Origin of the sequence: Flexivirga sp., from assembly GCF_035551235.1 — a bacterium.
Taxonomy (GTDB): Bacteria; Actinomycetota; Actinomycetes; order Actinomycetales; family Dermatophilaceae; genus Flexivirga.
Window position 1 is genome coordinate 172,574 of the sequence record NZ_DASZNO010000019.1, and the last position, 22,832, is coordinate 195,405.

Annotated in this window: 16 protein-coding genes; 8 read left to right on the top strand and 8 right to left on the bottom strand. The window is 69.3% G+C overall.

The window, feature by feature from the left end:
* Positions 1–9: 9 nt before the first annotated feature.
* Entirely contained in the window at positions 10–1,245 is a 1,236-nt protein-coding gene (locus VG502_RS03910) for a phosphotransferase (RefSeq protein WP_325548715.1), read from the top strand.
* A gap of 7 nt (positions 1,246–1,252) precedes the next feature.
* Here the strand turns inward: VG502_RS03910 and VG502_RS03915 are convergent, their stop codons facing one another.
* The 4 genes from VG502_RS03915 to moeB form a co-directional block, all read right to left on the bottom strand.
* Positions 1,253–4,606: an ATP-dependent helicase gene (locus VG502_RS03915; protein WP_325548716.1), complete on the bottom strand. Its 3,354-nt coding sequence runs from the start codon at positions 4,604–4,606 to the stop codon at positions 1,253–1,255.
* Positions 4,603–7,773, bottom strand: a complete 3,171-nt coding sequence (locus tag VG502_RS03920; protein ID WP_325548717.1) for an ATP-dependent helicase — start codon at positions 7,771–7,773, stop codon at positions 4,603–4,605. Before VG502_RS03920 ends, VG502_RS03915 begins: the two co-directional genes overlap by 4 nt.
* Positions 7,774–7,845: 72 nt before the next feature.
* Complete coding sequence (locus VG502_RS03925; RefSeq protein ID WP_325548718.1) at positions 7,846–8,166, bottom strand: MGMT family protein; 321 nt, start codon at positions 8,164–8,166, stop codon at positions 7,846–7,848.
* A gap of 1 nt (position 8,167) precedes the next feature.
* On the bottom strand, positions 8,168–9,337 hold the full coding sequence (moeB, locus tag VG502_RS03930; protein ID WP_325548719.1) for a molybdopterin-synthase adenylyltransferase MoeB: 1,170 nt from the start codon (positions 9,335–9,337) through the stop codon (positions 8,168–8,170).
* Positions 9,338–9,504: 167 nt separating this feature from the next.
* Here moeB and VG502_RS03935 point away from each other — a divergent pair, with 167 nt between their 5' ends.
* Positions 9,505–10,137: a TetR/AcrR family transcriptional regulator gene (locus VG502_RS03935; RefSeq protein WP_325548720.1), complete on the top strand. Its 633-nt coding sequence runs from the start codon at positions 9,505–9,507 to the stop codon at positions 10,135–10,137.
* 104 nt (positions 10,138–10,241) lie between these two features.
* Entirely contained in the window at positions 10,242–10,463 is a 222-nt protein-coding gene (locus tag VG502_RS03940) for a DUF3107 domain-containing protein (protein WP_325548721.1), read from the top strand.
* A 276-nt stretch (positions 10,464–10,739) separates the two neighbouring features.
* On the opposite strand, the gene VG502_RS03945 is transcribed toward VG502_RS03940, so the two are convergent.
* Positions 10,740–13,313: an ABC transporter permease gene (locus VG502_RS03945; RefSeq protein ID WP_325548722.1), complete on the bottom strand. Its 2,574-nt coding sequence runs from the start codon at positions 13,311–13,313 to the stop codon at positions 10,740–10,742.
* Between the two features lie 5 nt (positions 13,314–13,318).
* Positions 13,319–14,155: an ABC transporter ATP-binding protein gene (locus VG502_RS03950; protein WP_325548723.1), complete on the bottom strand. Its 837-nt coding sequence runs from the start codon at positions 14,153–14,155 to the stop codon at positions 13,319–13,321.
* Between the two features lie 340 nt (positions 14,156–14,495).
* On the opposite strand from VG502_RS03950, the gene VG502_RS03955 reads away from it, so the two are divergent.
* Positions 14,496–14,768 (top strand): GlsB/YeaQ/YmgE family stress response membrane protein, encoded by a 273-nt coding sequence (locus VG502_RS03955; RefSeq protein WP_325548724.1) that lies wholly within the window; start codon positions 14,496–14,498, stop codon positions 14,766–14,768.
* 79 nt (positions 14,769–14,847) lie between these two features.
* On the opposite strand, the gene VG502_RS03960 is transcribed toward VG502_RS03955, so the two are convergent.
* Positions 14,848–15,558, bottom strand: a complete 711-nt coding sequence (locus VG502_RS03960) for a ferritin-like fold-containing protein (RefSeq protein WP_325548725.1) — start codon at positions 15,556–15,558, stop codon at positions 14,848–14,850.
* A 279-nt stretch (positions 15,559–15,837) separates the two neighbouring features.
* Here VG502_RS03960 and VG502_RS03965 point away from each other — a divergent pair, with 279 nt between their 5' ends.
* Positions 15,838–17,322, top strand: coding sequence for a DEAD/DEAH box helicase (locus VG502_RS03965; RefSeq protein WP_325548726.1), 1,485 nt, complete (start codon positions 15,838–15,840; stop codon positions 17,320–17,322).
* 9 nt (positions 17,323–17,331) lie between these two features.
* Positions 17,332–18,333, top strand: coding sequence for a LuxR C-terminal-related transcriptional regulator (locus VG502_RS03970; protein WP_325548727.1), 1,002 nt, complete (start codon positions 17,332–17,334; stop codon positions 18,331–18,333).
* A 191-nt stretch (positions 18,334–18,524) separates the two neighbouring features.
* Here the strand turns inward: VG502_RS03970 and VG502_RS03975 are convergent, their stop codons facing one another.
* Positions 18,525–19,373, bottom strand: coding sequence for a PHP domain-containing protein (locus tag VG502_RS03975; protein ID WP_325548728.1), 849 nt, complete (start codon positions 19,371–19,373; stop codon positions 18,525–18,527).
* Between the two features lie 183 nt (positions 19,374–19,556).
* Between VG502_RS03975 and VG502_RS03980 the strand changes: the two genes are divergently transcribed.
* Both VG502_RS03980 and VG502_RS03985 read left to right on the top strand, forming a co-directional pair.
* Positions 19,557–20,075, top strand: coding sequence for a hypothetical protein (locus tag VG502_RS03980; protein ID WP_325548729.1), 519 nt, complete (start codon positions 19,557–19,559; stop codon positions 20,073–20,075).
* A 94-nt stretch (positions 20,076–20,169) separates the two neighbouring features.
* Positions 20,170–22,818, top strand: a complete 2,649-nt coding sequence (locus VG502_RS03985; protein ID WP_325548730.1) for a CDP-glycerol glycerophosphotransferase family protein — start codon at positions 20,170–20,172, stop codon at positions 22,816–22,818.
* The last annotated feature ends 14 nt before the right edge of the window (positions 22,819–22,832 follow it).

A 22,832-nucleotide genomic window follows, 5' to 3' on the forward strand; every position in this document is an offset into this window, starting at 1 on the left:
CGTGGGGCCGTGCTCCGCAGTCCGTTGACCCTCGCCGCCCTCGCCACCGCCGCCGTCCCACATTTCCGCCCGGTGACGGTCCAAGGGACCGCGACCGCACAGGACGATCGCTTCCAGGTCGCGTATGTGACCACTGCCGACGGCGCGGAGTGGGTCGTGCGCGCCGGGCGGAGCACCGCGGCCGGTGCCCAGATGGAGCAGTCCGACGGCCTGCTGCGCCTGTTGGCCACCCGGGTGCCCTTCGCGGTGCCACGGATCGAGGGCGTTGCCACCTCCGACGACGGCACGGTCGTGTCCGTCCAGACCCGCCTGCCCGGCAATCCGCTGGTATGGCGGGAGCTGCAACCCGGCTCGGCCATGGCACGCAGCATCGGCCAGGCGCTGGCCGCGCTCCACGACACCGATCCGCGCGCCGTGGAGGAGGCGGGGTTGCCGACATACGACGCCGATGCCTATCGCGCCCGGCGGCTGGCGACCCTCGACCGGGCCGCGGCCACCGGGTACGTGCCCTCCGGGCTGCTGTCCCGGTGGGAGCGCGCGCTCGAGGAGATCGGGCTGTGGAAGTTCGCGACATGCACAGTGCACGGACCGCTCGAGGGATCCCATGTGCTGGTCGATGACGGCAGGGTCGTGGCGATGACCGGCTGGGAGCAGGCGGGTGTGTCCGACCCCGCCGCCGATTTCGCGGTCCTGTCGGTGCTGGCCGAACCCGCCGCGTTCGACACCGTGCTCGAGGCCTACGCCGGTGCCCGGCGCGACTCGATCGATCCCCACCTCGAACGCCGCGTGCACCTGGCGGCGGAGTTGCAGCGGGTCAACGCGCTCATGGACGCCGTCACCAGCAACGACGGCGACCTGATCGCGCGGCGCACGGCCGCACTGAGCCGACTGGACGAGGCGATGCGCGATGACGACTCGCTGCTGCCGCCTGCACCCGGCCGCCGCAAGCTACCGGAGCCGGCCGCGCAGTCGCCGGTCCCCGCCGTCGACCCCGACGACATCGAGGTCGTCGAGTTCGAGGACGCCGGGTCCGACGACGAGACGGTCGAGATCCCGGTCGCCCCGCGCGAGAAGGTTGCCGAGGAGCCGGTAGCGGACGATGCAGCCGACAAACCGGCCGACGAACCGGCCGAGGTTCCGGCCGACGAGGAGCCCGAGCCGTCGAGTTATCCGATCGACGCGGATGCGGAGTCAACCACGGATGCCGCGGCCGGGGAGGATGACGGGAAGCCCTCGTCCTCCTGACCGAGCATCAGCCCGGGATCTGTTGCAGCAGAGCGGAGATCGCGTCGTCATCGGGCAGCTCCGGCCACACCGTGTCACCGGTCGCGGCGTAGTAGAACGCCGCGTCGACCTGGTCTGTCGACACGTCACGGAGTCGTGCGAACGCCAGCCGGTATGCCGCGAGCTGCAACACCCGCGCGCGCATGGCGGCCCCGGACGGCCGGGCGCCGGTCTTCCAGTCGACGATGACGTAACCGCCGCCATCACGGGCGAAGACCGCGTCGATGCGGCCGCGCACCGAGATGCCGTCGATCCACGTCTCGACGGAGACCTCGATCTCCTCCGGGGAGCGGGCCGCCCAATCCGAGGCCAGGAATCGTTCCTTGAGCACCTCCAGGTCGGCGCCGTCGTCGGCATCCTCATCGGCGGCACCGGGCAGCGCCAGGACATCGACCAGCGCCGCCTGTGCGTAGTGCTGCTCGATCCAGGCGTGGAACGCCGTGCCACGACGCGCTGCCAGTGCCGGCGGCGACGGCATCGGGCGCCGGAGCCGACGGGTGAACTCCTCGGGATCGTCGGCCAGGGACACGACGGCGGACGCCGACAGGTGCCGCGGCAGCAGGACCGCTCCGATGCCGCGTGTGCGGGAGCGGTCGCGCTCCCGCAGCAGGAGCTCGATCTCCTGCTCCCGGTCGTCCAGCGGGAGCAGTTCCTGGGTCACTCCCGCGCTCAGCGCGTCCGAGACCCGTGCCACGCCATCGGCCAGGTCCGCCCGTCTGGCGGCCATCGGGTCGGTCGGCCAGCTGAGGGCTGAGTCCGCGTCGCCGCGGGGGTCCGCGACCTTGGTCTCCCCCGGCCTCGGCTCGGGCATCGGCTCCCATGCCTGTTGCTGCACGAGCCCCGCGTCGACGAGCTCACTCAGGTAGCGCGAGGTGATCCGCGGTGTGCTTGCCGCTGCCCACACCGAGGCAGTCAGCAGCAGCTCGGAGCGGGCCCGCGTGAAGGCGACGTAGGCGAGGCGGCGTTCCTCGTCGAGGCTGTGTTCGCCTGCAGCCGCTTTGAATTCGTTGATCGCGTCCCGCAGCTCCCGCGCGTCGGTCGCCTCCGCCCAGCGCAGCTGCGGCAGGCCGTCGGCATCGCCGCGCAGGTCGAACGGCAGTCCGTCGAGCCCGCCGATCCACTCCGAGGCGTTGATGGCCCAGGTCGCCGGATCACCGGGGACACCCTTCGCGCTGATCTTCCAGCCGCCGTAGTCGGCGCTCCACCCCACCACACCCGAATGGGCCGGGAAGGTGCCCTCGACCAGGCCCGGCACCGCGACGATGTCCCACTCCAGGCCCTTGGCCGCGTGGACGGTCAGCACCTGCACCGCACGTGGCTCCGCCTCGAGGTAGGGCCGGTCGAGGCCGCGCTCCTCACGCTCGGCGGCAGCCAGCCAGGCCAGGAATCCACCCAGTGTCGGACGATCCGAGGATGCAGCGAATCCCGCTGCCACTTCTGCAAATCCGTCGAGGTGCACCCGCGCGGTGTCGGGGGTCTGACCGGGCCGTGCGAGCACTTCGATGTCGAGCGCGAGCGCTCGCTCGGCTTCCACCACCAGCTCGCTCAGCGGCAACCCGGTCATCGATCGCAACCGCCGGATCTCGTCACGCAGGCCGGCGAGCCGCTCCAGTGCGAGCAGGCTGAGCCGTTGGCCGGCGGGGCCCTGCCAGTCGGGGTCGGGCAACTCGTCGAGGGCTTCGATGATCGAGGGCCGGTCACGGGTCTCGGCGGAGATGTCCTGCCGGGTCCGTCCGTCGCCGGCGTCCTCCGCCGGTTTCGGACGGTCGCGGCGTTCCAGCGTGCGCGCCCACTCCCCCAAGCCGTCGAGATCGGCCGCACCGAGGCGCATCAAGGGACCTGTCAACAAGCGCATCAACTGGTCACCGCGCGTCGGATCCTGTACTGCCCACAGCAAACTCACGATGTCGGCGACCTCGGGTGTGGTCAGCAGGCCACCGACACCGACGACCTCGACCGGAAGGTTGCGGTCGCGCAGCGCCTCGACCACCGCGGTGAACTGCGAGCGCTTGCGACACAGCACCGCCGCCGTGCGTTTGGTCCACTCCCCGTCGGGTCGGGTGTGCCGCTCGTCGATCCACTCCGCGATGTATGCCGCCTCCGCCTCCTGGTCGATCAAGCGGGCTGCGGTGACTGCGCCGTCTCCGGCACCGGGCCGGGGTTGCAGGGTCGCCACCGGCACGGCACTGGCCTCGCGCAGGGGCGATGCGGCGCGGTTCGCAGCGGCGAGGATGCTGCTGTCGTTGCGCCAACTACGTGACAACTGAAGGACTTTCGCCGGTCCACTGGTGTCGGCGAACAGCTGCGGGAACGAACCGAGGGTCGTCGCGCTGGCACCGCGCCACCCGTAGATCGACTGGTGCGGGTCGCCGACGGCGGTCACCCGCACGTCCTCCCCGGGTGCGTCATCGATGCCGGCATACAGCGACCGGAGCAGCACCATCTGCGCCTCGCTGGTGTCCTGGAACTCGTCCAGCAACACGGCACGGAAGCGCCCGCGCTCCAGTGCGCTGAGCGCCGGGAAGGTGCGCGCCAGCTCGGCGGCGAGCGCCATCTGGTCGGCGAAGTCGAGCGCCGACCGCTGTCGTTTGAGTTGCAGGTAGCGCTGCACGATCGGCACCACCTGCCGACGGGCGGTCAGCGCGGCAGCGACCTTCTTCATGTCGCCTCCGGTCACCTTCGTGGTGCCGACGGCCGGCAATTGCGCTGTGTCGGTGAGGTATTGGTCGAGGTAGGCGATGAGGTCATCGACACCGACGAGGTGCTCCGCGAGCTCCCCGGCGAGGCTGACGACGGCCGTGGTGACGTTGCCCTCGGTGAAGGTCACCTCGTCCATCGGCCCGTCGTAACCGAGCACCGCCTCGGAGGCGAGCTGCCAGGCGGCTGCCTCGGACAGCAGGCGTGACTCCGGCTCGATGCCCAGCCGAAGTCCGTGCTCGCCGACCAACCGTCCCGCGTAGGAGTGGTAGGTCTGCACGGTCGGCAGCTCGGCCAGCGCCTGCGTGCCGTCGTCGGTGGTCGGCAGCCAAATGCCCTCGCGACGCAGTCGCCGCAGTCGCAGGCCGATGCGCTCGGCCAGCTGCCCGGCGGCCTTACGGGTGAAGGTCAGGCCGAGCACCTGATCGGGCTCGACGTGGCCGTTGGCGACCAGCCACACGACGCGCGCCGCCATCGTCTCGGTCTTGCCCGAACCCGCGCCGGCCACCACGAGCAACGGTGCGTCCGGCGGCGCCTCGGTCACCGCGACCTGCTCCTCGGTGGGCGGCGGAAGGCCCAATGACTGAGCGAGACCGATTGCGGAATAACGCTTTTCGGCGGTCACAGCCGGCCTCCCTCGGGCTGCAAGGGGCAGCTGTTCAGCACCGGACACGTCCGGCACCGCTTGTTGACCTGCGCGTTGAACGTCGCGCCCGACATCCCGTCGGCGGTCTCGGCGAGCAGGTCGTAGGCCCAGCGCGGGTCCTCCTGCTCGGCCAGCGGCGCCTGCACCTGCGTGTCCGCGCTCTTGCCGCCCGCCTTGCCGACCTGCACCAACGCGGCGCCGCCGGAGATATTGCCTTCCTTGAAGCCACCTTCGGCGACCGCCACCTGGTAGGCGCCCAACTGCGGGTTCGCCGGCAGATCGGCGGCAGACGGCTTCGATGCGCCCGTCTTGAGGTCGATGATCCGCAGCTCCCCCGCACGTCGCTCGAGCCGGTCGACCCGCCCGGCCAGGCGGGCCCGGCCGACGAGCACCGAGAAGTCGATCTCGACGCCCACCGGCTCCCAGCCCTGCGCCTTCGCCTCGTCGAGGTAGCCGACCAGTCGCTGCAGCATCTGGTGCGCCGTCACGCGCTTCTGCGCCGAGACCCAGGTGTCGCCGAGCCCGAGGCGGGCCCACCGCTCGTCGAGTGCTGCGGCCATGGCGTCAGGGTCGGAGTCGCCGAACTCCTGGGCGACCTCGTGCACCAGCGTGCCGAGCGCCGCCGCGCCGACGTCCGGGCCGTCCCCACCCGCGGTCGTCAGCAGCCAATTGAGCGAGCAGTTGCCGAAGCTCTCGACCCGTGACGGCGACACCTGCACCAGCTGGTCGGGCGCGCGCAGCGGACGGTCGTCGGTGAGCTCGCGCAACGCCCACCACTCGCGCGGGTCGGCACCGCGGACCCCGGCCCCGGCGAGCTTGGCGAGTTGCCCGGCCGCCCGGGAGCGGATGTCGTCGTCACCGACCGCGAGCTCGCGGCGCAGCTCGGCCACCACCGCCGACAGCGTCGTCGGTCGGGCGACCTCGGTGAAGTCGCGCAGCGCGTCGGGATCATCGGCGACGTCGAGCGGGTCCACGACGTCCAGGTATGCCGAGGGTTGTTCGTCCTCGTTGCGCACCGCGGTCACCAGCAGGCGCTCGCCGGCACGAGTGACCGCGACCAGGAACTGCCGGGTCTCGTCATACCGCACGGCCGTCTGGGCGGCCCGCCACGAGTCGCCGCGTGCGGCGAGCACATCGACCAGCCGCTCGGAGCCGAGCAACGATCCACGCAGTCGCAGGTCCGGCCAGACGCCCTCCTGCACGCCGGCGACCACGACGAACTGCCACTCGCGGCCCGCGGCGGCCTGCGGGGTCAGCAGCGCGACGGTCTCGTCGGTCGGCGCCGAGGCAACCAGCCGGTCACCCGGCACGTCCTGCCCGCGCACGTGCTCCAGGAAGTCCAGCGGCGCGGCGCCGGGGAGACGGTCGACATACGCGGCGGCATCGGAGAAGAGCGCGACGATCGCATCCAGGCGGCTGTCGGCCCGGCCCCCCTCGCGGCCGCCGGCGAGCGCCTTGGCCTGCCACTCGGCTGCCAGGCCGGCTGCCTCCCACATCGCCCACAGCACCGTCTCGGCGGTCGCCCCGGCAGCGACCGCCGCCTCCCGCCCCGCTCGTATGACGCCCGCGACCCGCACCGCCGGAGCCGCGACCGGACCCAGCAACTCCAGCCACGGCAACCCGACGACCGACGCCGCGAGCAATTCGTCGGACGATCGCGAACCGTCCGAGCCCAGCTCCTCGGCGCGCAGCGCGCGACGCAGCCGCCGCAGCGCGACCGCGTCCGCGCCGCCCAGCGGGGAGGTCAGCACATCGGCCGCGAGCTCCGGACTGATCGGATCGGGGTCGCCGGCCAGCAGCTTGCCGACGGTCTCCAGCAACGCCAGGAACGGTCGCACCGCGGGCTCGTCACGCAGCGGCACCACGGTCGGCGGCGAATTGACCGGCACGCCGGCGGTGCCGAGTGCCCGGCGCAGCGACCCGGCCCGGCCCTGCCCACGCACGATGACCGCCATCTGCGACCACGCCAGCCCGTCGAGCAGGTGTGCCCGGCGCAACTGTGCCGCGATGTGCGCGGCCTCCTGCGGCGCCGATCGCAGCAATGCGACATCGAGTCGTCCACCCGGTCGCGAGGTCACCCTGCGGTGCTCGGCGCCGGCGACCGCGCCGATGCGCTCGGCCACCCGCTCGGCGGCCTCCCGCAGCACGGCGGGTTGCCGATGGCCGGCCGACAGGATCGTGTGGTCGACCGTGCCGAAGTGGTCACCGAGCGCCCCGAACATCAGCGGGTCGGCGCCGCGGAAGCTCTGCACGGCGGCGTCGGGGTCGCCGATCAGGACCACCCGGGTGTCCGGTGCGACGACCAGCCGCAGCAGCCGCGCGGCGGCTCGGGTGATCTCCTGCGCGTCGTCGACCACCACCAGCCGGATGGCGCGCTGGACCCGGTCACGCGCGTCGAGGTCGGCCTCCAGCAGGTCGGCGGCGGCGCTGAGGATCCACGCCGGGTCGAAGGCACCGGGGCGCGACAGCGCGGTCACCTGGTCGTATTCGTCGAGCACCCGCGCGGCCGCCCCCCACTCGGGATGGTCGTGCCGACGGCCGAGCTCGGCCAGCTCGTCGGCGGTCAGTCCCCACTCCACGGCGCGCATCAGCAGGTCACGCAGTTCGTTGCGAAAACCCCTGGTGGGCAACGCATTATGGACGAACTCCGGCCACTGCGGCGGTATGCCGTCGCCGGCCTCGTGCCCGGCCAGCAACTCACGCAGCACGACGTCCTGCTCCGGGCCGCTGAGCAACCGCGGCGCGGGCTCACCCTGCAGCGCCGCAGCCTGGCGCAGGATGCCGAATCCGAGTGCCTGATGTGTCCTGGCCAGCGGCTCGGTGGACGTGCGCTGCAGGCGCGCGGTCACCCGGTCGCGCAGGTCAGCGGCCGCGAGCCGGGTCGGCGCCAGCAGCAGGCACGCGTCCGGGCGTATGCCGCGCTCCACCGCCGCCACGACACACTCGACCGCGAGAGTCGTCTTGCCGGTGCCGGGCGCACCCAGCACGACCTGCGCTCGCTCGGTGCTGTCGCACACCGCCTGTTGCACATCGTCCAGCACCGGCGGTCGCACCGCCAGGTCCGGCGATCGTCGTAGCTCCAGCACGCGACTCATCCCATCACGCGCGACCGACATACCGGCGACCCCACCACGATTGACCGGCACACATCCGGATCGAGCGGCACACGTGATTGACCCGTTTTCGTGTGCCTCTCAATGCGTTGGTGTGCCGCTCGATCAGGGGCGGGGTCGGTCCAGGGTGAAACGCGCGCGGCGCAGGTCGACCCGGTCCAGGAAGGTGCCCTTGAGCGGCGTGCCCTCCTCGCGGTAGCGCGCGAGCGCCTCGTCCTCGTGCCCCTGCGGTGGGCGACCGTCGGCGCGCAGCACCCGCCACCACGGGACCATCGAGCCGTACTCCGACATCACCGCACCGACCTGCCGCGGGCCGGCGCCGACGACCTTGCCGATGTCGCCATACGTGACGACCTTTCCCACCGGGATGTCGTCGACCACTTCGAGCACCGCGTCGGCGAGGTCCGGGAGTTCGTGGACGGTCATCTCAGTAGCGAGGCAGGGACGGGTCGACCTCGTCGATCCAGGCATGGAGGCCGCCGGCCAGCGAGCGTGCTCGCACACCGGTGGCAGCGGCGACCAGTCGCACGGCTTCCGCCGAGCGAATACCGCTGAGGCAGTAGAAGATCGCGTCCTCGTCAAGGTCGGCGACGGCGTCCAGCGCACTGCCGTCGCGCAGACCCTCCACCTGCACATGTATGTCGCCGCCGGGCAGCGTCACGATGTCGCGTTCGGCCGAACTACGCACGTCGACCAGCAGCGGTGCCCGGCCCGCCTCGATCAGGTCGGCCAGCTCGCGCGCACCGATCGTCGGCACCGGCTCCGGGACGGGAAGACCGCAGGACACGTCTTCGTCACGCAGCACGGTGATGCTCGGATGGTCGCCGCAGACCGCGCACTCCGGGTCACGCACGACCGGCACGGTCGCCCAGGTCCCGGCCAGTGCGTCGTGCACCTGGATCCGGCCGGCCAGCGGCTCGCCGACGCCGAGGATGAGCTTGACCGTCTCGGTGGCCTGGATCGATCCCATGACGCCGGGAAGCGACCCCACGACGCCCGCCTCGGCACACGAAGGGATCATCCCGGGCGGTGGTGCGGTGGGGAAAATGCAGCGGTAGCAAGGGGATTCGTCATACCCCCAGACGGTGACCTGCCCGTCGAACCGGTTGATCGACGACCACACCAGCGGCAGTCCGAGCAGCACGCAGGCGTCGTTGACCAGGTATCGCGTGGCGAAGTTGTCGGTCGCGTCGACGATCACGTCGTGATCGGCGAAGAGCTCGAGTGCGTTGTCCGCCGTCAACCGCTGCTCGACGCCGACGACCTCGATGTCCGGATTGAGCTCGCCGGCCGCACGAACCGCCGAGTCGACCTTGGCCACACCGACGTCCGCGGTGCGGTGGATCACCTGCCGGTGCAGGTTGCTCAGCTCGACGGTGTCGTCGTCGATGACGGTCAGCCGGCCGATGCCCGCACCGGCGAGATAGGAGACGACCGGGGCGGCCAAACCTCCTGCGCCGACCACGAGGACGCGGGCGGCGGCCAGCTTGCGCTGACCGGCCACACCGACCTCGGGCAGCAAGGTATGCCGCGAATATCGCTCGGCCTGGTTGCTGTTGCTCGGCGTACTGGCGCGTAACCTTTGTGGGCAAGTCACGTTGCCAAGCCTAGTCTCGATCTAGTATGCCGAGCGGAAGCGTCTTGGCGGGCGATGAAGTTGATTCTGAACAAGCACAGCGAGCTTGGACTGCGTTGACATGGCGGCAGCTTGCTGCCGCTCTTGCCGGCGCAGAATGAGCCTCGCTGATCAGAAAGGAACCTGGAGTGAGTGTTGCGGACGCGGGAGCCCGCGGAGGACGACTGCCACGCTCGGCTCGACGAGCACAACTGCTGGAGGCTGCGCAGTCTGTTTTCGCCGAGTCCGGCTACCACGCGGCTGCGATGGATGAGATCGCCGATCGGGCACACGTCAGCAAACCTGTTCTCTACCAACACTTTCCGGGCAAGCTCGACCTCTACCTCGCACTGATCGAGCAACACACCGCGGAGCTGCCCGAGTTGGTGCGCGCCGCGATGGCGTCGACCCAGGACAACCAGGAACGCGTCGCCGCCGCCGTGCGCACCTTCTTCTCGTTCGTCGAGCGCGAGGATGCCGCGTTCCGGCTGGTCTTCGAATCCGACCTGCTCGGCGAGCCCGAGGTCGCCGGCCGTGTCGACAGGATGAGCGCCGAGTGCGCCGATGCCGTTGCCAAGGTCATCCAGGAGGACACCGACCTGCCCCCGGAGAAGTCGCTGCTGCTCGGCGTGGCAACCGTCGGTATGTCGCAGACCGTCGCGCGCTCGTGGATGCACCAGCAGACGGTGCCGCGCGAGGAGGCCGAGGGCCTGGTCGCGAGTCTCGTATGGCGTGGCCTGGCCGGCTTCCCGCTGCACCCCGAGGCGTCCGAGGTCGACTGACACTCTGAGCTCCACGGCCCGTCGCAGTGCGGTCGGGCGTCCGACGTAGAGTGACGCCAATTGGTGAACCGCCCCACTCGATGTCTACTACAAGGAGCCTGAACGTGGAGATCCGGATCGGTGTGCAGCACGTCGCACGCGAGGTCGTCCTGGAGTCCGAGCAGACGCCGGACGAGGTCCAGAAGCTGGTGGAGACTGCTCTCGAGAAGGGCACCCCGCTGGTCCTGACCGATGAGCGTGGCCACCACGTGGTCGTGCCGGGAAATGCCCTGGGCTACATCGACATCGGCAGCGAGACGCGCGGCCGCGTCGGTTTCGGAGGCTGACGAAGCGCGCAGCGCAGGTTGGCGGCGCAGCGAGGTACGAGCGAAGTCGCCGGCCGGAGCGGAGCGCGAGGAAGCCGACAATCAAATTCGGAGGCTGAATCTTTGGTCGCACTCCTCACGGACCGGGCCTCAGCCGCCGCTCGCGAGCTCGCTGTCGGCTGAGTCCGATCCGGACGTCGTCGCGACGCGAAGCGCGCAGCGCAGAGATTGTTCGTGCAGGACGGGCCGGTCATCCACTGGGATGACCGGCCCGTTGCTTGTGCTGCAGCTCGCGAATCAGACGTCCGCGATGGCCTCCAGCGGTTTGGTGCGCGCTGCACGGACGGCCGGCCACAGGGCGGCCAGCACACCGCAGACACCGGCGGCGACCAGCGTGAACAGCACCGTGCCCCAGGGCACGACCGGCTCGATGCCGGTGAGCCATTCGCGGAAGGTCCGCACGAGGCACCAGCCGATGATCACGCCGAGCACCATGCCGAGCAGCGCCCCGAAGATCGAGATCAGCACCGACTCGAGGTAGATCGTGCGCCGGACCTGCTTGCGCAGCATCCCGACCGCACGGAGCATCCCGATCTCCCGCTTGCGTTCGACGACGGACAGCGCCAGCGTGTTGATGATGCCGAGGACGGCGATGATCAGGGCCAGGCCGAGCATGCCGTAGAGCACCACGAGCATCTGGTTGATCTGCTGCGCGGAGGAGTTGGCGAACTCTTCCTTGGTCTGCACCTTGACGGTCAGGTAGCTGCCCGTGATGTCCTCGAGCTTCTGCTGCACGGCCGAGCGGTCGGCACCGTCCTTGAGCAGGATGAGGTCGACGAAGTCGGCCCGCATGCTGGGCGGCGTCAGTTTCTTGTATGCCGCGCTGCCCATCTGCCACGGGTCCAGCAGAGCCGAACTCTTGTAGATGCCGACGACCTGCACGGTGGCGTCCTTGCCGAAGCGCCCGTTGAAGGTGACCTTGTCCCCGACGGACCAGTGGTACTTCTTGGCCGCCTTGTCGGAGGCGACCAGGCCGTTGGGCGGCAGGTTCGCGGTGCCCTTGATCATCTTGAAGTGTGCGGCCTTGGTCATGTCGCCACCGGGCGAGTTGCCGCCGACCTCCTTGCCGTTCAGGGTCGCGCTGACGCCGTGGATCGCCACGACACTCGCCACCCCGTCGACCTTGCGGATCTCGTCGCTGACCGTCGGTGGCAGGGCGCCGGTGTTGCCGGTGCCGATCGCCAGGAGCGGTGCCTTCACCTCGTCGTTGACCGCGCGGTCGATAGTGCCCTTGAACGACGCGCCGAGCGTGCCGATGATCGCCACCAGCATCAGGCCGAGGGTCAACGCGAAGGCCGTCGCGGCCGTCCGGCGCGGGTTTCGTATGGCGTTGGTGCGCGCCAGCTGTCCGAGCTTGCCGAACGGCTTCGCGAGCACCACACCGAGTGCGCCGACCACCGGCCGCGCGAGCGCGGGCGCACCGCACACGACCGCGACGATCGTCAGGACGGCACCGAGGCCGACCATCAGCGCCGCGTTGCCACCCTTGCCGCTGGCGCCGATCGCGAGTGCGACGACCGCCAGGACGGCGAGCACCGCGGCGATCAACGTGCGCACCCGCAGCGACGCGGACCCGTCGGTCTGGCTCTCCCGCATGGCCTCGACCGGCGCGACCCGTGACGCACGACGTGCCGGCGCCAACGCGCTGATCGTCGTGACGACCACGCCCACCACCAGGCAGGCGATGATCGCAGCGGGGCCGACCACGAGCGAGCCACTGGGCAGCCCGGTGCCGGTGCTGGACAACACTGCCTGCAACCCGGCTGCCAGTCCGGTCCCGACTGCGAGACCGATGACGGAACCGATGAAGCCGACCACGACCGCTTCGAGCATCACCGAACGCATCACCTGACCGCGCCCGGCACCGATCGCGCGAAGCAACGCCAGCTCGCGCACCCGCTGGGCGACGATCATCGAGAACGTGTTGTAGATGATGAACGTCCCGACGATCAGGCCGATCGCGGCGAACGCCAGCAGGATGTAGTTGAAGATCTGCAGGAACGAGTTGATCGCGTCCTTGTTCTCCTGACGGACCTCGTCACCGGTCTGCACCTTGTAACCGGGGAACGCCTTGGTGATCCGCTGTTTCAGGGTTTCGGCGGAGACCCCCTTGGCCGCGCCGAGCTGCACGGACGACGCGTGCGCACCGTCGGTGAAGAGCTTCTTGGCCGTCGCGGCGTCGAAGTCCATCTCCGTGTAGCCGGACGTGTCACCGGCCATGTCCACCAGGCCGACGATCTTCACGGTGAACGGCTTGGCGTTGCCCGCGGAGACCAGCACCCGCGTCGTGTCACCGACCTTCAGATGGCCGCGCTTGGCAGCGCTCTGGTTGAGCACCGCCTCGTGCGGACCGCGCGGCGCCCTCCCACCGGGGAGGATCGTCGCGCCGTCCGGGTCGAGCGCCTTGTCCTTCGGCACCCAGGTGGAACCCATCGACGGAGCACCACCGGTCGGCAGCGCCTTGCCGTCGGAACCGGCGATCGTCATCACCGCTTGGTAGCCGGGCACGACCTGCGAGACACCGAGCGTGTCCTTGTCGCGCTGGATCTGCTGGACGACGGAGTCCGGCACACCCAGGCTCTCGACGGCGCCATACGCGTTGGTGTCGGTGGTCTTGGGGCTGATCTGGGTGTCGACGCCGATGGCGACCTTGTCGAAGATCCCGTTGAAGGAGTTGCTCATCGTCGAGGTGAAGATGAGCGCACCGGCGATGAACGACGTGCCGAGCACGACCGACAGCACCGTGAGGGCGAGCCGCAACTTGTGCGCCGCGAGATTTCGCAAGGAGACCTTGCGCATGGTGGATGCCATCGCGCTCATTCCCCGTCCGGCAGCGCGCCCGCTGCGGACGCCGGCGACTGCTCCGCCAACCGGGCCGGGGCGTGCTCGTCGAGGTGCTTCATGTATTCGTAGATGTCGTCGGTCGACAGTCCGCGCTGGTCGTTCACGATCTGGCCGTCGGCCAGGAAGATCACCCGGTCGGCGTATGACGCAGCGCGCGGGTCGTGGGTCACGATGACCACGGTCTGACCGAAGTCGTCGACCGTCGCGCGCAGGATCGACAGCACCTCGGCCGACGAGCGGGAGTCCAGGTTGCCGGTCGGCTCGTCGCCGAAGATGATCTGCGGGCGGGCGACCAGGGCACGCGCACAGGCGACACGCTGCACCTGACCGCCGGACAACTCGCTGGGCCGGTGGCCGAGCCGATCGGCGAGCCCGAGACGTTCGACGACCGCCTGCATCCAGTCCTTGTCGACCTTCTTGCCCGCGATGTCCAGGGGCAGCGTGATGTTCTCCCGCGCGGTCAGCGTCGGCACCAGGTTGAACGACTGGAAGACGAAGCCGACCAGGTCACGACGCAGCTTGGTCATCTGCTTGTCGTTCAGGCCGTGCAGCGGGATCGGCCCGATCTGCACGTTGCCCGAACTCGCCGTGTCGAGCCCGGCGAGGCAGTGCATCAGCGTCGACTTGCCGGAGCCGGACGGCCCCATGATCGCCGTGAACTCCCCCGCTGCGAACTCGACCGAGACCTCACGCAACGCGTGCACGACGGTCTCGCCCTTGCCGTACGTCTTCGCCAGCTTGTATGCCGCCGCAGCCGGCGGCGCCTGCGCCTCGAGCGCCACCTCTGGGGCGGCTGCTGGGTTGGCCATGTGGTTCCTCCCGAGATCCTGAATGTGCTGCAGTGTGGCTGCAGTGTCGACTGCAGTGCCGGTAACGACTATTCCCCCGAGCACGATCCGACCGCTATGCGGTTCAACCCTGATCGGCCCCGGGTAGACCCTGACCGATCACGGCTCCCGGCGGCAACCGGGTTTCCACGTCACCCCACCGCCATACGAGCCTTGCACCCACCGGCGACGGCCACCAGACATTTACCGAACGGATACACGGCGCGCCCACATGAACCATTGCAGCTTCACTCAGGGTGTAGCACAGTCAACATTCAGGGTCCGTCTCCCGACAGGACCGCGACCAGAAGGAGTGAAGCACATGATCGGCGCAATCATCGGGGCCATCATCCTCGGAGCCATCATCGGCGTACTCGCCCGGCTGATCCTGCCTGGCAAGCAGAACCTGTCCATGTTGATGACGATCGGGATCGGCATCCTGTCTTCGTTCATCGCCAGCCTGATCGTCAGCTTGATCGGCTACCACAACAACGACGGCATCGCCTGGATCCCGCTGATCGTCGGCGTCATCGTGGCCTGCATCGCGATCACGATCTACGGCAACATGCAGGGCAAGAAGCAGCTCGCCCGCTGACGCTCATCCGCACCAAGGCAAGTGCCCCGCAACCTGGTCAGGTTGCGGGGCACTTCGTGTGTATGACGCCACCGCGCCCCTACGCGGACAGGCCGAGTGCTTCCATCCGCGCGGTGTGCGCGTCGGTCAGCCGGGTGAACATGTGCATCCAGTCCCCCAGGTCGAGCCCGTAACCGGAACCATCATCGACGAGCAGACCCATCAGGTCGTCGTTGTCGGCCGCGACACGCTGCGCCTGGGACAGTGCCTCGCCGATCAGCCGGCGGCCGAAAAGGGCCAGCCGCCCGGCGACCTTGTCGTCGGCGGCGATCGCCCGCCGCAACTCCCCTGCGGCGAACTCCACCTGACCGGCGTCCTCCAGAGCTTCACGCATGAGGTGCTGCGACTGCGGGTCGACCAGCTCGGACACCTCGCGGTAGAAGTCGTTCGCGATCGAGTTGCCGGCGTAGACCTTCATCAACGCCTCGACCCAGTCGGTGGGTGTCGCGCGACGGTGCCAGTCGTCGACCGCCCGGATGAACGGCGCCATCGCCTGGTGCGGGTCGGCGTCGAGCTCCTCGAGCCTCTCGGCAAGGCGCTCGTAGTGCGCGAACTCCTGGGTCGCGACCTTCGCCAGGGTCGCCTTGTCGCGCGACGACGGCGCGAAACCCGCCTCCTGGGCGATGGTGAGGAACCCGACCAGCTCGCCATACGCCAGCACCCCGAGGAGGGCGACGACACCGCGCCGGTAGGCCGGCTCCGCGAGATCCTGCTCGGCCCGCACAGGCCTCTTACGGGTGTCATCGGTCATGCCCAGATCGTAGCTGGCGGGGTATGGCGCCCCGGCAAGGTACAATTGCCCAGGACGGGCCGCACCTGCGCGCCCGTCACGTACGAGCACAACCGGTTCACCCAGGTGCCCGGTCGGTCACGAAGACACATCTGCGGGGTTCGCCCGCTACCCGAAAAATTCCGATCGGCTCCGCTACACCGCGCGATGCGATGCTCGCGCCGACGCGATCCCCTCCAGGGTCATCGTGCGGCGCTGGAGGCGACGCAAGCCGATCACAGGAAGATTCCATCACCCGTCATGACCGACGAAACCACCACCACCGAGGCCGCCGAGGCCGCCCCCACCCAGACTTTCGCCGACTTCGGCGTGCACCCCGACATCGTCGCTGCCCTCTCCGAGGCCGGCATCACCACCCCGTTCCCGATCCAGGCCATGACCCTGCCCGTGGCCATGTCCGGTCACGACATCATCGGCCAGGCCAAGACCGGGACCGGCAAGACGCTCGGCTTCGCCGTGCCGATGCTGCAGCAGACGGTCGGCCCGAACGACGACGGCTTCGACCAGCTCGCCGCGCCCGGCAAGCCGCAGGCACTGGCCGTCGCACCGACCCGCGAGCTGGCCGTCCAGGTCGCCGGTGACCTGCAGACCGCGGCCAAGCGCCGCGGCATCCGCGTCGCGACCATCTACGGCGGGCGCGCGTTCGAGCCGCAGATCGACCAGCTGAAGAAGGGCGTCGAGATCGTCGTCGGCACCCCGGGCCGGCTGATCGACCTGGCCGGCCAGGGCCACCTGGACCTCGGCTACGTGCGCAGTGTCGTCCTCGACGAGGCGGACGAGATGCTCGACCTGGGCTTCCTGCCCGACGTCGAGAAGTTGCTCGCCATGACACCCGCATCACGCCAGACGATGCTCTTCTCGGCGACCATGCCCGGCGCCGTCGTGTCGCTGGCGCGCCGCTACATGACCCAGCCGACGCACATCCGCGCGATGAGCGAGGACGGCGACGACCGCCAGACGGTCGCCGCGACCGAGCAGTTCGTCTACCGTGCGCACGCCATGGACAAGGTCGAGATGCTGGCGCGCATCCTGCAGTCCGAGGCTCGCGGCCTGACCGTCGTCTTCACCCGCACCAAGCGCACTGCCGCGAAGGTCAGCGACGAGCTGACGACCCGCGGTTTCGCCGCCGCTGCGCTGCACGGCGACCTGGGCCAGGGCGCCCGTGAGCAGGCGCTGCGTGCCTTCCGCACCGGCAAGGTCGACACCCTCGTCGCCACCGACGTGGCGGCGCGCGGCATCGATGTCGAGAACGTCACGCACGTGGTCAACTACCAGTGCCCGGAGGACGAGAAGACCTATGTCCACCGCATCGGCCGCACCGGTCGTGCGGGCAACACCGGCACCGCCGTCACCTTCGTGGACTGGGACGACCTGGGTCGCTGGGGCCTGATCAACAAGGCGCTCGACCTGGGCATCCCGGAGCCGCCGGAGACCTACTCCTCCTCCGACCACCTCTTCACCGACCTCGACATCCCGACCTCGGCGACCGGCGAGTTGCCGCGCGCGCAGCGCACCCGCGCCGGACTGCGCGCCGAGCGGGTCGAGGACCTCGGCGAGACCGGCAAGCACCACGGCGGCCACGACGGTGGCCGGGCTAGCAGCCGGTCGCGCAAGCCGTCCGGCCGCGACGCCGACGGCGAGAGCAGCCGCGCCAAGAGCTCACCGCGTCGCCGTCGTCGCACCCGTGGTGGCTCCGCCGGCCGGGCCTCCGCCGAGCAGGGCTGAGCCGGGCCCGTGGCCACGGCGCGGTTCAGTCCGCCATACGTCGATCGCCTGCGGGCGGCTGACCGGTGGCTGCGCGCGTCGGAGCGCGATGCGCATGCGGCGCGCTACGCCGTCTGCCGGACCACGATCTCGGCGCTGACCCGGGTCGACAGCTTCTACATCGGGTTCTTCCGGGAAGAGGACACCGTCTTCATTCCCTACATCTACGACCACGACCAATTTCTCCGCCCGAGCATCGGGCGCTACAGCAAATACGGCGTCTCGAACTGGATCCGCAGCAGCAAGCAGCCCTACGTCTACCGTGACGACGGCGGCCGGCGGCTCACCAACGCCATGCCGTTCGGGGACACCAGCGAAGTGTCCCTGGACGCCATGGCGGTCCCGCTGATCGACGCGGTCACCGGCGAGGTCAGCGGATTGATGAGCGCGCAGAGCCTGCACCCCCATGTGTATGACGACGAGGCCGTGCGCGCACTGGAATGGCTCGGCCGCGCCCTGATGCACTCCTTCGCGCGGGACACCGCCGCCCAGGACGAGCTCGACCTCTACACGATCTACCCCGAGTTGGACACCTCCGGTGTGCAGGACGAGACGGACCTGATCGACGCGGTGAGCGCACACGTCAACCGGCTGCACCGGCAGATCCGCGATCTCGCCCAGCTGGCGTCCCCGCTCGGCGGCGCGGTCGCCGAGGCCGCACAGGCGCTGCAGCAACTGTCCGAGGCGACCCAGGTGGAGATCGGCGACCTCTTCGGCGCGTTCGCCGACGCCGCGCAGGACGACGATGACGGGGTCGACCCGGCGGCCGAGCTGACCAGCCGCGAGCGCGAGATCGCCGAGCTGATCGCACGCGACGGCGTCAGCAACGCAGACCTCGCGCGGCAGCTGCACATCTCGGAGAAGACGGTCAAGACACACGTCGGCAACGTGCTGCGCAAGCTCGGCGTCGCCCAGCGCGCGGGCATCGAATTGGTGCTCAGCCCGCCGTCGAGGCGTAATTCCTACTCCTAGGGCCTAGGCCGGTGCGGCGCAAAGTTCATACCGAGTCGCATAGCTTGGCTTGGCTGAACCCGACATTATGGACGTAGTTCGTTCGCAGGCTGGGGGGAGCGAACGACAGTCCAGGGGAGAGATCGCCGGCACATTCGGGGATGTGCCGGCGATCTTTTACACCCCAGACCTATTTGCAGTTTGCCTGCACCTCAGGGTCGGATCGGACCACTGCCGGAGGTCGCCTGCTCGATCAGCTGCTCCAGCACGTCCGGGGACGTGGTGTTCTCGCCGAGCCGGTTCTCCTTGCCCGTGCCGTGGTAGTCGCTCGACCCGGTGACGAGCAGCCCGAGCCGGTCGGCCAGCTGCAGGCCCTGCCCGATCGCCTCGTCGGTGTGATCGCGGTGATGGACCTCGAGGCCGGCCAGGCCGGCGTCCGCCATACCCTCGATCACGTCGAACCCGACGGTGCGTCCGCGGGCGGCCGCGAACGGGTGCGCCATCACCGGCACTCCCCCGGCCCCGCGCACGAGCCGCGTCGCCACCGCCGGGTGCGGCGCGTAGTGCGACACGTGGTACTTCGACCCCGAGGCGAGGTATGACGCGAAGGCCTCGTCCCGGGATGCGACGACACCGGCGGCCACCAGCGCGTCGGCGATGTGCGGCCGGCCGATCGTGGTGTCGGCGCCGAACTGCTCCTGCACCTGCTCCCAGCGCAGGCCGGTGTCCGGCGCGAGCCGCTCGACCATGCGCTGCGCACGCGTGCGCCGCGACGAACGGGCGCGTTCCAGCTCCCCGAGCAACGGGGCGTCCAGCGGGTCGATGAAGTAGCCGAGCAGGTGGATGCTGATGCCGTCATACGCGCAGGAGATCTCGATGCCCGGCACCAGCGTCACGCCGGTGTCGGCGACCGCCCTGGCCGCCTCACCCCAGCCACGGGTCGTGTCGTGGTCGGTCAGCGCGACGACGTCGAGCCCGGCCTTCGCGGCCGACCGCATGACGTCCGCGGGGGTCTCGGTGCCGTCGCTCTGAGTGGAGTGGCTATGCAGGTCAATGCGCATCGCAGCTCACCCTGCGTTCACGTCGCGAGTCGCAAGCTCCCTGCAACGCGGCCGCATCACGAGCCTTCAATGCCTGTATCCGATGAACTTCATGCGCCGACTGTAACCGTCCGGCCGGACTCGGCGCTGGCGCGTATCCGCGACTGCGCCCCGCGACCGTGCGCCGGCTGACAAGCTGGACCCATGCCAGCTGACCGGCCCGCACCCGCCCCACCCCGCCTGGCCGCGCTGCGTCCGAAGTCGGTCGTGACCGCCACCCAGCTGATGTATGCCGGGCTGGTTCTCGCGCTGATCGGAGTGCTGGTCAACGCACTGTCGCACGGGGCGATCACCCACGCGCTAGAGCACACGAACGAGTCGCGGTCACCCGGGGACCGGCTGACCGCGACCGACCTGAAACACGCCGCCGACCTGACCTACGACGGGTTCCTGGCCATGTCGATCGCGGCAGCCGTCGTCTGGCTGGTGATGGCGATCGCCAACAGTCGCGGACTGGGCTGGGCGCGGATCGTCGCGACGGTTCTCGTCGTCATGAACCTGCTGCTCGTCATCGGTATGGCGACGCGCGGCACGACCGCCGCCACGATCGCCGAGATCCCGACCCTGCTGGTCGGTGCCGCTGCCGCCTGGCTGCTCTGGCAACCACCCAGCACGACCTTCTTCGAACGCTGCGCCGCACTGCGGGCCGCAGGGCGTGCATGACCGACGGAGCAGAGCCCGACCGCATGCCCGTGCTGCATCGTTGCTTGTTCACAGTACGATCAAGCGACGTTTTCTGACTTTTCGAAAGGATGACGTGCCGTTGGCACTCATGCAGCCCAGTTTCAGTGTGGTCGTCCCGTTGTATCGCACGGCGCGGTATCTCCCCGACCTGCTCGCCTCCTTCGAACGCCAGCGATCCGGTGATTACAGCCTGCAGTTCGTGTTCGTCGATGACGGCTCGGACGACGACTCCGCCGATATCGCCGGCCGCTGGCTGAGCTCATCGGGCGCGACGGGCGAGGTCATCCGGCAGGAGAACGCAGGAGTCTCGGCAGCGCGCAACCGAGGTATCGAGGCCGCGACCGGTGACTGGATCACCTTTCCCGACTCCGACGATTTCGTCAGCGACGAGTACTTCCACCGTGCGGCCGAGGCTCTGGCGGAGAACGCCGACGACGACATCGTCCTGCTCAGCGCCAACGTGCACCGCTTCACCGAGCAGACCGGTCGCAAGACCGACGAGCACCCGCTGCGGCACAAGTTCGTCGGCGGCCAGACCAATCACAATGTGGTGGACCTCGCCCGGCGTCCCACCTTCATCCAGACGCAGAGCGCATCGGCGTTCTTCCGGCTGGACGTCATCCGCGAGCATTCGGTCCGTTTCATCGAGGGCCTGCGCGTCGCGGAGGATGCCCTCTTCGCCTCCACCTACCTGCTGGCGGCTCCCACGACGCTCATCGTCCCGCTGAAGGAGTCCAAGTACTACTACCGTCGCCGGGCGGCGGCGGACTCCGCGGCCGACTCATACCGCACGAACCCGGACTTCTACTTCGGCAGGTTCGAGCGCGGCTACATCCCGCTGATCAGTCGGTTCTCGGCAGCCGACCCGGTGCCGGAGTGGCTGCAGAACGTCATCCTCTACGACCTCAGCTGGCTGTTCCCGCGCGAGCTCAACATCGAGCGCAAGGCCACCCACCTCAGCGACGATGAGCGCAAGCGCGTCATCGAGCTGCTCAAGGCCGTGTGCCGGGCGCTCGAGTGGCCGACCATCATCAACTACCGCATCACCAACATCTCGCCGGAGGTGCGCGCGCTGATGCTGACGCTCGGCGACAAGCCGCTCCCCGCCGGGGGCGCGGTCCGGCTCTCCAAGAACGTGCCCGGTTCGTTCGAGATGGCCTATCTGTTCCAGGGCGCGCACCACCCCGTCGAGCGCGTGGAGTCCCACGGCCACGAGGTCGAACCGCTCACGACCAAGACGCGCTGCCTCGATTACTTCGGCCAGGACCTGCTGCACGAGCGCATCATCCGACTTCCGGACCTGCCGTCGATCACCTTGAGCCTGGACGGCGAGCCCCAGATCCTGACCTACGGCAACTACTACTTCGGTTCCGGCGAAGCGCGCGCGCTGCACGCGAACCGGCCGGCGAAGACCGGCGGCAAGGCCTCGCCCATGTGGAAGCAGGTGGCCATCCGCGGCGCCGCCGAGGTGGTCTGCTGGACCAAGGCGCCGGTCGGCAAGTCGGGTGTCGCGCGCAAGGCCAATGCACTCCGCGGCACTCGATTCCGCCAGTTCATCCGCAACCTCGCGCAGACACCGCATTACAAGAAGAAGTACTCCGACGCCTGGTTGATCATGGACAAGCTGCGCGCTGCCAATGACAACGGCGAATACCTCTACGACTACGTGACCAGCGAACGCCCGGACATCAACGCCTGGTTCGTGCTGAAGAAGGGCAATCCCGAGTGGGAGCGGCTGAAGAGTCGTGGCTTCCGGCTGATCGCCTACCGCAGCCTCGAACACCTGGTGGCGCTGCAATGCGCATCCGTGGTCGCCTCCTCCCAACTCGACCTGGAGATGGAGCGCCCGGTACCCACCAACTTCTACCCGCGCTCCCGGCGTCCGTGGCGCTTCGTCTACCTGCAGCACGGAGTGCTGCAGCACAACCTCGCGCACTGGTTCAACAGCAAGGACATCGATCTCCTCACGACCGCCAGTGTCGATGAGCACGAGTCGATCGTCGACGGCTGCGCCTACAAGCTGACGTCGGATTCGGTGACGCTGACCGGGTTCCCGCGCCACGATGTCGTCGTCAAGGAAGCGGCGGGCCACCCGTTCGCGGAGCGGTCGATCATCCTCGTCGCGCCGACCTGGCGGAACAACCTCTTCCTGCCGAAGGCGGCGTTCGGCGCGCAGCGAAAGTTGCGCGCGCCTTTCCTGGAGACGGCATACGGCCAGAACTGGATGAAGTTCCTGTCGCACCCCGACCTCGCACGGTTGGCGGCCGAACACAATGCCGAAGTGGTCTACCTGCCGCATCCCAACCTGCGTGGCAATGCGGAGGGCGTCACCTACCCGGATCATGTCCGGGTCATCGAGTCCTCGCCGAACGTCCACGAGCTGATGAGCCGATCGCGGGTCACCATCACCGACTACTCGTCGATCTTCTTCGACGCCGCGCTGGCGCAGTCACGGATCGTGTTCTTCCAGTTCGACCATGACGAGTTCCTGAAGGGTGCCCACACCTACGTGCCGGGCTACTGGGACTACACGGAGCACGGGTTCGGGCCGGTGACGACCGAGGTGGACGATGCGGTGGCGCAAACCGCCCTGGCCTTCACCGGGACGGGCGCTGACTGGCCGGGCCATTACGAGGAGCGGATCCGCCGCACGCTGCCGTTGACCGATGGCCATGCGGCGCAGCGGATCACCGACGAGATCGAGCGCAAGCTGCTCAGCTGAGCAGCCGCGGGCGG

What these genes read in the sequence shown, in the direction of transcription:
- VG502_RS03925 (WP_325548718.1), bottom strand. Translation starts at nt 8,166, where the DNA reads ATGACCGTCCACGAACTCCCGGACCTCGCCGACGCGGTGCTCGAAGTG.
- VG502_RS03945 (WP_325548722.1), bottom strand. Translation starts at nt 13,313, where the DNA reads ATGGCATCCACCATGCGCAAGGTCTCCTTGCGAAATCTCGCGGCGCAC.
- VG502_RS03950 (WP_325548723.1), bottom strand. Translation starts at nt 14,155, where the DNA reads ATGGCCAACCCAGCAGCCGCCCCAGAGGTGGCGCTCGAGGCGCAGGCG.
- VG502_RS03955 (WP_325548724.1), top strand. Translation starts at nt 14,496, where the DNA reads ATGATCGGCGCAATCATCGGGGCCATCATCCTCGGAGCCATCATCGGC.
- VG502_RS03960 (WP_325548725.1), bottom strand. Translation starts at nt 15,558, where the DNA reads ATGACCGATGACACCCGTAAGAGGCCTGTGCGGGCCGAGCAGGATCTC.
- VG502_RS03965 (WP_325548726.1), top strand. Translation starts at nt 15,838, where the DNA reads ATGACCGACGAAACCACCACCACCGAGGCCGCCGAGGCCGCCCCCACC.
- VG502_RS03975 (WP_325548728.1), bottom strand. Translation starts at nt 19,373, where the DNA reads ATGCGCATTGACCTGCATAGCCACTCCACTCAGAGCGACGGCACCGAG.
- VG502_RS03980 (WP_325548729.1), top strand. Translation starts at nt 19,557, where the DNA reads ATGCCAGCTGACCGGCCCGCACCCGCCCCACCCCGCCTGGCCGCGCTG.